At 36.5% G+C, this 10,398-nt stretch carries 6 protein-coding genes; 4 read left to right on the top strand and 2 right to left on the bottom strand.

The features are described from left to right. The first annotated feature begins 350 nt into the window (after positions 1–350). Positions 351–1,802, top strand: a complete 1,452-nt coding sequence (locus GM552_RS00780; RefSeq protein WP_155564859.1) for a DASS family sodium-coupled anion symporter — start codon at positions 351–353, stop codon at positions 1,800–1,802. A gap of 222 nt (positions 1,803–2,024) precedes the next feature. After that, entirely contained in the window at positions 2,025–3,392 is a 1,368-nt protein-coding gene (locus GM552_RS00775) for a hypothetical protein (protein WP_155564858.1), read from the top strand. Positions 3,393–3,914: 522 nt separating this feature from the next. Here the strand turns inward: GM552_RS00775 and clpB are convergent. Then, a complete protein-coding gene (gene clpB, locus GM552_RS00770; protein WP_155564857.1) occupies positions 3,915–6,521 on the bottom strand; it encodes an ATP-dependent chaperone ClpB in 2,607 nt (868 codons plus the stop codon). A 324-nt stretch (positions 6,522–6,845) separates the two neighbouring features. Here clpB and GM552_RS00765 point away from each other — a divergent pair, with 324 nt between their 5' ends. After that, a complete protein-coding gene (locus tag GM552_RS00765; RefSeq protein ID WP_110439607.1) occupies positions 6,846–7,094 on the top strand; it encodes a FeoA family protein in 249 nt (82 codons plus the stop codon). Positions 7,095–7,097: 3 nt separating this feature from the next. Beyond that, a complete protein-coding gene (gene feoB / locus GM552_RS00760) occupies positions 7,098–8,945 on the top strand; it encodes a ferrous iron transport protein B (RefSeq protein WP_155564856.1) in 1,848 nt (615 codons plus the stop codon). Between the two features lie 79 nt (positions 8,946–9,024). Here feoB and GM552_RS00755 read toward each other — a convergent pair whose 3' ends face one another. Then, the gene (locus tag GM552_RS00755; RefSeq protein WP_155564855.1) at positions 9,025–10,281 is read right to left on the bottom strand and encodes a hypothetical protein; all 1,257 of its coding nucleotides are present in this window, start codon (positions 10,279–10,281) and stop codon (positions 9,025–9,027) included. Between the last annotated feature and the right edge of the window lie 117 nt (positions 10,282–10,398).

Here is a 10,398-nt window from a genome sequence, read left to right as displayed (position 1 = left end):
GTGGCAACCAGCACAATTTCAATAACTTAACCAAAATTAATCATTCGCTATATCAACCTCATCAACAGTAAAATAAAAAATGTTTCCAATAGCATCTGGTTTTATCTAAATTAGACTTGATATTTTTGTAAGTCATTTACTTAAACGAAGTAAAAGGTATACCTCCCCCTTTAATCAAGAACATTTTTTTGATGTTTAAAAATATCGTAACTATCTAAAAATAAGAAATAATTTTATAAAATTTATAACTAAAAGTTTACTAAAATTTCTTTTTAATAACCAAAAATTCATTACGAAATTTATTTTATTTCCAGCATATTATACATTTAAAAATAAATAAGGATCACGGTATGAGTAAGGCCCTTCGCTGTTTATGTCCTATTCTTGCAACATTAATCATCCTGATCATTCCAGTCCCTCATGGGCTTGAACCTCATGCATGGAGATTTTTTGCCATTTTTTTGGGATGTATTGTCGGGCTTATTTTAGAACCCCTACCTGGTGGCGCCATTGGATTAATCGGTATTTCCGTTGCTGCCCTATTTGGACCATATGTTCTATTTAGTTCCGAAGAATTGGTCCAGCCTGGATTTAAACCAACCGTCAATGCATTTGAATGGGCTGTTTCAGGATTTTCCAACCCAACCGTATGGCTGATTTTCGGAGCATTTACCTTTGCACTCGCCTACGACAAAACAGGACTAGGAAAACGCATCGCCTTATTACTCGTTCGATCACTTGGTAAAAATACTTTGGCTCTAGGATATGCAATTACTTTTACAGATACAATCCTTGCCCCCTTTACCATATCAAGTACCGCACGTAGTGCTGGCATTATTTATCCTGTTCTTAGTCACCTACCTCCTTTATATAATTCCCGCCCTTTTGATTCATCACGAAAAAAAATTGGTACATATTTAATGTGGACAGGAATTGTTTCAACTTCCATTACCAGTTCATTTTTTATGACCGCACTGGCACCTAATCTTTTGTCAATCAGCATGGTCAATAAAATCATCGGCATTAATATTACATGGATGGAATGGTTCATGGTAACCTTACCAGCCTGCTTTGTCTTGATTACCATTTCTCCCTTATTGAGTTATCATCTTTGTAAGCCGGAAATTAAATCCGGCACTGCCATTCCAACCTGGGCCAATAAAGAATTACAACTGTTAGGATCCTTAACCGCAAAAGAAATGTTACTGATTTTTTTTGTAACTTGCGCACTGCTTTTATGGATTTTAGGTGGGAAATTTATTACACCTCCACTGGTAGGCATTGTTGTGGTTTCAGCAATGTTAATTAGCCAATTATTAACATGGAATGATATCGTGGAAAATAAAGCTGCATGGAATATTTTCACCTGGTTGGCAACCTTGATCGCCTTTGCTTCCGGATTAAACAAATCAGGCTTTATTAATTGGTTTGGTCAATTAATTAGCGTTTATATCATTCATTTTTCACCTCTCGCAGCAATGATTCTACTTTTATGCATTTACTATAGCCTACACTATTTCTTTGCAAGTAATACCGCCCATGCGGCTGCATTATTACCCATCTTCCTCGGGGCCGCCAGTCACATTCCTGGAATTAATATTCATCATTATGTTTTGTTGATCCTTCCCCTTTTAGGATTTATGGGAATTGTCACTCCCTATGCCGCTGAACCAAGTGCTGTCTATTATGGAAGTGGGTTTATCCCTAATTCGGTTTGGTGGAGACTAGGTTTTATCTTCGGTCTTCTTTTCCTTGTCACCTGGTTGTTTATTTCCATTCCATGGGTTTTAATGATATCATAGAATAATAATCAAAACCTTATCAGATGTAGGAAACTCAGGTTTTTGCGATTGCAAGTATTAAATTAAATATTTTTTGAGATGTAACTATCATTAAATTTGTGATATATGTTTTTCCAAATAGCGGAAAAATTTTTGAATAATTTACAAAACAAATATTAATTAAATTTTAACTTCAATTTAATTACAAATAATTAAACTATGTAAAATAAATAAGGTAGCTATATGCGTATTAAATTTGTTGTTTTTTATACTGAAGGCAACCCAAATGACGAAGGAAGTGATTTAACAAAAGTTGTCAGAACTGTTCGATCACTTGTCGAAGAAGCTGGCCACGAATTCGATGCTTATACACCCAAACGACTATATCAAATGGGTGCGGGAGAATTAGTTAAAGCATATCCTGATAAATACAATCTGGGAAATAATCCTAATACACACAAATTTGGATTATTCAGCTGGAAACCCTTTACTATTTTGCATGCTCTTTCAACCATGGAAAAAGATGATGTCATTTTTTACCTTGATGCAAATATTGCCAAATACCCAACCCTGCGCCTTGTTATACAAAGTATAAATACGATTATCAATAAAGCCTTGAATTTTTGTGATTTTTATATTGGCAGGGAGCTTACAGAACAAGTTTTAAAAGCCTCTGATTTTTGTTCCATCAGACAAATTGAAGAAATAGGGGGAAATTCACTTTTTGTTCAAAATTTTCCTTTACTGATTGCCAACAATATTATCGCAAAAGTGTCTGATTTTGCATTTGATATCTTACTGGACTGGTTGGCAATGTGCAGGGTAAAAGAATATATTCTTCCTCCTACAAAAGAAGAAGAAAAAAGCCCCAATTTCAAATGGTTCTGTGCCGACCAATCCATATTAAATATGATTATTGCCAGGCATATTGAAGAAGGTTTGCTACCTTGGTTTTTCCCCAATATTTGTCATGGTAGATCCAATAATTTTTCCATTCCAAATAATGATCACATTCAATATTTGTCCCATTCAACGGAAGTTATTTGGAACAGACCGAAATTCAGAGAGCAACATCAAAAACAGATTGCAAGTACACAAATCTTTCTTGATAACATTTGTAATTCAAAAACCATTGGAAATCCATGGATAACATTAGATTACAATTTAAAAGACTGGCAAGCTGCTGATGATGCAACCTTTACACCTTTAGAAAATGATAATTACGCTTTTGCAGATGGCGACCAAAATAATTATCATCTAATCCGTATTCATGATCCAAAATTACAGAATATGGAAATTGATCTGGAAATCATAGCAAAAAAATATCCCTCTTCAGACCCCAAAATTGGTATGCATATTCAACAATGGGGGGGGATAGATTTATGCACAATCTATGAAAATAATGATAAAACGATACATCCTCATACAGTATTTGCTACTGCAACACCTTTAAAAAACAATTTTTATATGTATCATGTTAGATTCTTTAACTATCATGACACCTTATCAATAGGAACCGGTTGTCCTCAAGGGCATTATTTGGGTAAAAATAATAAGCAATTTGAATTTAGCTCAATAAAAATAAAAAGACGGTTTATTAACCCATTATAAATATATATTTTAAAATTAATTTTAATAACTAATAATTTAATTTTTAGTTATTAAATAATTTATTAATATTTATGATATGAAAAAATTAAAAGCGATCCAATTTTATAAATTTAATTGTTAATTTTAGAAAAATATAAGAAAACTTCAATATGTTAATCAGACTGTTTTACCTATAGATTTTATATATAAAAATTACCAAATTAATAGATTATCTGGTACAACTATAATTCTATAAAGAATATTCTCATATAGAATCTATAAAAGATTAAACCCATCCAATGAAATGACAAAAGACAAGCAAAGGTTTCTATTAGTCAAACCGATCAATTTTTGTCAGCATAGATACCTATCGAACATCCAATTTCATGATGGACAAAAGGTAAATCTTTTAATTCCCATAATAAAAGACATCCTATCAGATCAAACTTATTTATCTGTCCGTATATTATACAAGCTAAACAATATTTAATATAATCATAAATAAAAACTGGTTGAAATGAACTCAACCAGTTTTAACGAAAATCAGGCTTTGTCTATAACTGATTTACCCTGAATTAATAAACCAGCCTCATTGGCACTGATTGAAATAGTATCCCCATCATAAACATCGCCTTGCAACAATAATTCTGCCAATTGATTTTGCAAATTTCGTTGTATGACACGTTTTAGAGGACGTGCACCATAAACCGGATCATATCCAGCTTCCTCCAGCCACGCATGTGCTTTTTCATCCAGATCAAGCCTAATTTTACGATCCTCAAGCAATCCTTGTAAACGCTGTAATTGTATATCCACAATTTTTGCCATATCAGCCTTTTGCAATCGACTGAACAAAACAACTTCATCCAAACGATTGAGAAATTCAGGACGAAAGTGGGCACGTACAACTTTCATAACTTCAGCCTGTACAAGCTCTGTTGACTCACCTTCTGTCTGATTAGCCAAAATTTCAGAACCAAGATTGCTTGTCAAGATTATAATCGTATTACGAAAATCTACGGTTCGCCCTTGACCATCTGTTAAACGTCCATCATCAAGAACCTGCAATAATACGTTAAAGACATCCTCATGAGCCTTTTCAACCTCATCAAACAAAATAACCTGATAAGGTCTCCTGCGAATAGCTTCTGTCAAAACACCCCCTTCTTCATAGCCAACATAACCGGGAGGGGCACCAATCAACCGTGCAACTGCATGTTTTTCCATGAATTCACTCATATCAACACGCAATATCGCTTTTTCGTCATCAAAAAGGAATGAAGCAAGCGCTTTTGCCAGTTCGGTTTTACCTACTCCAGTTGGACCCAGGAATAAAAAAGAGCCAATAGGCCGGTTTGGATCCTGCAATCCTGCTCGTGCCCGACGTACAGCATTTGCAACCGCTTTCAAGGCGGGTTCCTGCCCTACGACACGTTTACGAAGCTCGTCTTCCATTCGTAAAAGCTTAGCCCTTTCCCCTTCCAGCATTTTATCCACTGGAATACCTGTCCACCGAGATACAACCGCCGCGATCTCATTTTCAGTCACTGATTTGGAAACCAAATTCGCCTGATCCGGATGTTCATGCTGTTTGGTTTGCAAACCCTCAATTTTCTTTTGAAGTTCTGGAATAACACCATACATCAATTTAGAGGCTTGGGCCAAATTACCTTGGCGTTGTGCAACCTCAACTTCTGAACGGGCCTGATCCAGCTGTTCCTGCAATTTTTGAACATCATTAACCTTATTCTTTTCAGCATGCCAGGCCGCAGTCATTGCATTTGATTTTTCTTCTAAATCAGCAATCTCAACCTCCAATGCTTCCAAACGGTCACGACTGGCTGAATCTTCCTCCCTTTTCAAAGCTTCACGCTCAATTTTTAGTTGAATCAAACGACGATCCAGCTCATCAAGCGCTTCTGGCTTGCTATCAATCTGCATCCGTAACCGACTTGCGGCTTCATCTACCAGATCAATTGCTTTATCCGGCAAAAATCGATCTGTGATATAACGATTGGATAAAGTTGCCGCTGCCACCAGAGCACTATCACTGATCCGCACCCCGTGATGCAATTCATATTTTTCAGAAATACCCCGCAAAATTGAAATCGTATCCGCTACTGATGGCTCCCCGACAAAGACAGGCTGAAACCGCCGTGCCAAAGCCGCATCTTTTTCAATATATTTGCGATATTCATCCAGGGTTGTCGCACCAATACAATGCAAAGTACCACGTGCCAGCTCAGGTTTAATGAGATTTGATGCATCCATTGCTCCATCACTACGTCCCGCACCAACCAATGTATGCATTTCATCAATAAACAATATGACTTTTCCAGCCGCAGCTTCAACTTCTTTTAATATAGCCTTCAAACGTTCCTCAAATTCACCCCGATATTTAGCCCCTGCAACCAAGGCACCCAAATCCAAGGCTAATAACTGTTTATTCTTCAATGCCTCTGGAACGTCACCATTTACGATCCGTGATGCCAAACCTTCAACAATTGCAGTTTTACCAACTCCAGGCTCACCTATAAGCACAGGGTTATTTTTGGTACGTCGAGCCAAGACCTGAATCGTTCGACGAATTTCCTCATCTCTCCCAATCACTGGATCCAATTTTCCTTGCCGGGCAACCTCTGTCATATCCCGTGCATATTTTTTTAACGCATCAAAGGAAGCCTCCGCATTCTGGCTGTCAACCTTACGACCTTTCCGAATAGTATCAATCGCTCTTGCCAGATTTTGAGCTGTAACACCCCCTTTTTGAAGGGCCTGACCAGCTGGTGTTTCAGATGCAGCCAAGGCAAGTAACAGGCGATCCTGAGCAACATACTCGTCTCCGGCCTTCGTGGCCTCTTTTTCCGCGCCATCCAAGACACGAACCAATTCTGGCATGGCTTGAGGCTGTCCAGCACCATCGCCCTGAACTTTTGGCATGGAATCCAATGAATGTTCAACCGTTGTTTTGACAATGGCGGGTTCCCCGCCAGCTGCACGTATTAAGGAAGCTGCGGCTCCTTCCTCATCATCCAACAACGCTTTCAGTAAATGCTGAGGCGTTAATTGCTGATGAAAGTCACGAATTGCAATTGTCTGTGCCGCTTGAAGAAACCCTCTTGAACGTTCAGTAAATTTTTCGATATTCATAAATTTATGTCCCTTTTAAAATTAGGCAACATGCCTGCCAAAGTTTTGCCCCTCTTATGAGGCAGCGTTCCTTCGCAAAAAAATCAATTTTCAAAAAATAAGTATCATTTCATTACAAACTCATTATTGCATGAACTCAACTTATCGAGTAAAAAGAAAATTTTTTCTTTTCATTTATTTATTTTATACCAATCCTTCCGATAAATGAATAAGAATCATCATAAATAAAATAAAATTCAAAATTGATGACATAACAGGAATTTTCTGCCATATTATTAAGAACGCAAATCATTCTTAATGATAGAGTTAAGTTCAATTTAAATAATGACTGTTCCAAATTTAAGTATGCTTTCCCCAGGGAAATCAAGTGTTATTGATCATGTCGAAGAATTTTCTTCTCCTGATCCTATTGCAGACCGTTTACGTGATTTAGGCTTCGTACCAGGCGAAATTGTCAAAATCATTGCCTTTGGGCCATTTGGCTCAAATCCTATTGCTGTACAAATCGGATCGACCCGTTTTGCGCTGCGCCGTTCTGAAGCGGCCAGAATCATTTTACATTTGGATTGTTAATTTATGCCTGAATCATCCATATTCCCTATTTCCAAGATAGCTTTAGTGGGCAATCCAAATTGCGGAAAAACCGCTTTATTCAATCAATTGACCGGAAGTAGACAGAAAGTCGCCAATTATGCCGGGGTCACCGTGGAACGTAAGGAGGGACAATTCGTCACACCCTCCAAAAACAGGATTACCCTTATCGATTTACCGGGGGCATACAGTTTAAAAGCAACCAGCCTTGATGAAGCAGTCACCAGGGATATTTGCATGGGGAACTATCGTAACGAACCCCCACCAGATGCCTTGATCTGCGTTATTGATGCAACAAATTTGCGACTACATTTAAGATTCGCCCTTGAAATTTGCCGTCTTAAGCGCCCAATGATGATCGCTCTAAACATGAGTGACATTGCAAAAAAACGTAAAATCGACATAGATATTCCAAAACTAGAATCAATTTTGGGCATTTGCATTATCCCCACAATAGGAACCCAAAAAAACGGAATTAAAAAACTTGTCGACAATATCGACACCTCTTTTAAAATTCCAACAATTGATCTTGATAATCAAACCGATTTACATGTCGAAGTACGCAAAATTCTCCTGAAATGCGTCCATAATTCTTCTGAAAATTCTGTTCTGCTTGATGAAAAAATTGATCGATGGGTTTTACATCCCATTATTGGTCCCTTAATCCTTCTCATTTTATTATTTATCATGTTCCAGGCCGTTTTTTCATGGGCCCAACCCTTTATGGATGGCATACAGGATTTGACAGGCTGGCTTGGAAAAATCATAGCTAACTTATTACCGACAGGTCCCTTGAGAAGTTTAATTATTGATGGTGTTTTTGCGGGGGTGGGAACAACATTCGCCTTTTTACCTCAAATTCTTGTTCTCTTCCTGTGGATTTTATTCTTAGAAGAATCCGGGTATTTGCCCAGAGCAGCCTTCTTACTTGACCGCATTATGGCTTCTGTTGGATTAAATGGTCGTTCTTTCATCCCATTATTATCCAGTTTTGCCTGTGCAATTCCCGGTATCATGGCAACCCGGACAATACCTAGCGCTAGAGATCGTCTAGTTACCATTCTCATTGCACCTCTGATGACTTGTTCCGCACGACTACCAGTTTATGCTTTACTAATCAGTGCCTTTATCCCTCATAAAACTATCGGGATAATATTCAACCTGCAAGGTCTTGTCCTGTTTGGTCTTTATCTACTAGGAATCGCAAGTGCCTTTTTAGTGGCCTTACTTCTCAAAAAACGAAAAAAATCATATGATAACACCCTTTTACTAGAACTTCCCTCTTACCGTTTTCCAAGTGTTCGGAACATTTTGTTTGGATTATGGCAAAGGATTGAAATCTTTGTTAATCGCGTAGGAACAATCATCTTAACGGTCAGCATCCTTTTATGGGCTTTATCAAGTTTTCCAAAACCGCCTGCTGGTGCACAAGGTCCAGCCATTGATTGGAGTTTTGCCGGTATTATAGGTCACTGGATTCAACCCCTTTTTGCACCCATTGGTTTTAACTGGGAAATATGTGTTGCGCTTATTCTTGGATTGGCAGCCAGAGAGGTTGCTGTTACGTCTCTTGCAACTGTTTATTCCATAGCTGGTGTTGATTCTGATGCACCGGGCCAACTGGTTCATTTTCTTTCAACACAATGGAGTATAGCAACAGGACTTTCCTTTCTGGCCTGGTATATTTTTGCTCCACAATGCTTTTCTACGTTGGCGGTTATAAAAAAAGAAACCTCTTCCTGGAAGATGGTCATAATGACAGCCTGTTATCTGTTTTTCATGGCTTATTTTGCCTCCTTTACTACCTGGCATATCGCATCATTTTTTTCTTGAATTATTTTTCTATTAATTAAAAACTGATTTAATTTAATAAATCAGTTTTTAATTATATTTCTACATAATTAATAGAACATTAAATTTTATATTTATCTTTTTTTAATTGATCATAGCGTTTAATAACTTTATCCACATCCATTGTTTTTTCTTGAGGGTTAAAAGTAAGATGAGCCACCATAAAATCAGAATAAATCGCTGTTTTTTTATTTAGATATTGAGGAATAACAGCCGTTAAATAAAACTCGTCATCAGCATAAGGAGGCAAAGACATATATCTCAATTTCTCACCACGCCAAGCAATAAAATTAATAGAATAACGTGTGTTAAATTCCATGAATTGTTTTTCTAAAGGCAATGAACTGGCATTATTATCTATAAAATAATTATGTAATTTTTCTGCATTTTTTCCACTTTCCCATAACGAACCGTAAACGCCTTCCCGTGGATTTTCATAATGCCCTACAGTTTCAGGAACCACTTTATTTTTTTGTTGCAAATAAGCGCAGGTCGCATTATTAACAACATTAGCTGAAACAACAAAATATTGCTCGTTCTTTTTAGTAAATTCAATAAAATCTTTTATTTTATCAAGCTCAATATAAACAATATCATCATCACATTTTAAAAAAATATCATTTTCAAATTGATCATATCTAGAAGCGTAATAATGATAGGCACGGTAATAAGGAGAATTTTCATACACATTTCCAATAAAACGCTTTATTTTATCGTTATTATGTACAAACTCCAAGGTTCTATCAAAATCTGTACGCATATAAATAGAAAACTTATTATGATGCGTATATTTTGATGGAATCCGAAAATGATAATCATCAACTTCCACAGTGGTATTACCATGAATATCCCTTTTAATACTAATATTATTGACCAAACCATCTGATAAAACACCCGGTGTTCCTTGAATAAAAATATAAGATTTATCATCGGACGAGCGTTCATAAGATAAAAAAGCCTTTTTATCTACAATACGTATTCTTGTTTGACCATTGTTCCATCCCCCTATTAAAGCTTCAATAAAATAATCTCCCTTTTCCGGGACGAAAGCTAGATAAAGTTCTGAAGGGATTCTTATAGGTATTCTCACCGAAGAATTACAATTTATATCTCGACAATATTGATAACCTGAATGGCCATGTAAAAATTTTACAGAACCCAATTTTTTCAAAAAATTTCTATCTGATTCATTACGAGTAAAATCCCAAATATGCCATTCATCTATAGTTCCTTCTTTTAACATCTCGTGAACATAATCACTGAGAACCGACATTCTTTTTTCTCGACCAGCAAACGTAACCATGATTTTTTTAGACACAATACTAACTTTCTCTAAAATGAGTTATCAAATTCGAAATTTATACCATTAAGATTTTATAATTTTAACAAAATGACTTATAACAAAAAAAACACCCAAAATAAATTAGGAAAAATC

The organism is Commensalibacter sp. ESL0382 (assembly GCF_009725775.1).
GTDB lineage: Bacteria > Pseudomonadota > Alphaproteobacteria > Acetobacterales > Acetobacteraceae > Commensalibacter > Commensalibacter melissae.
This window is presented reverse-complemented; position numbering and strand designations above follow the sequence as displayed.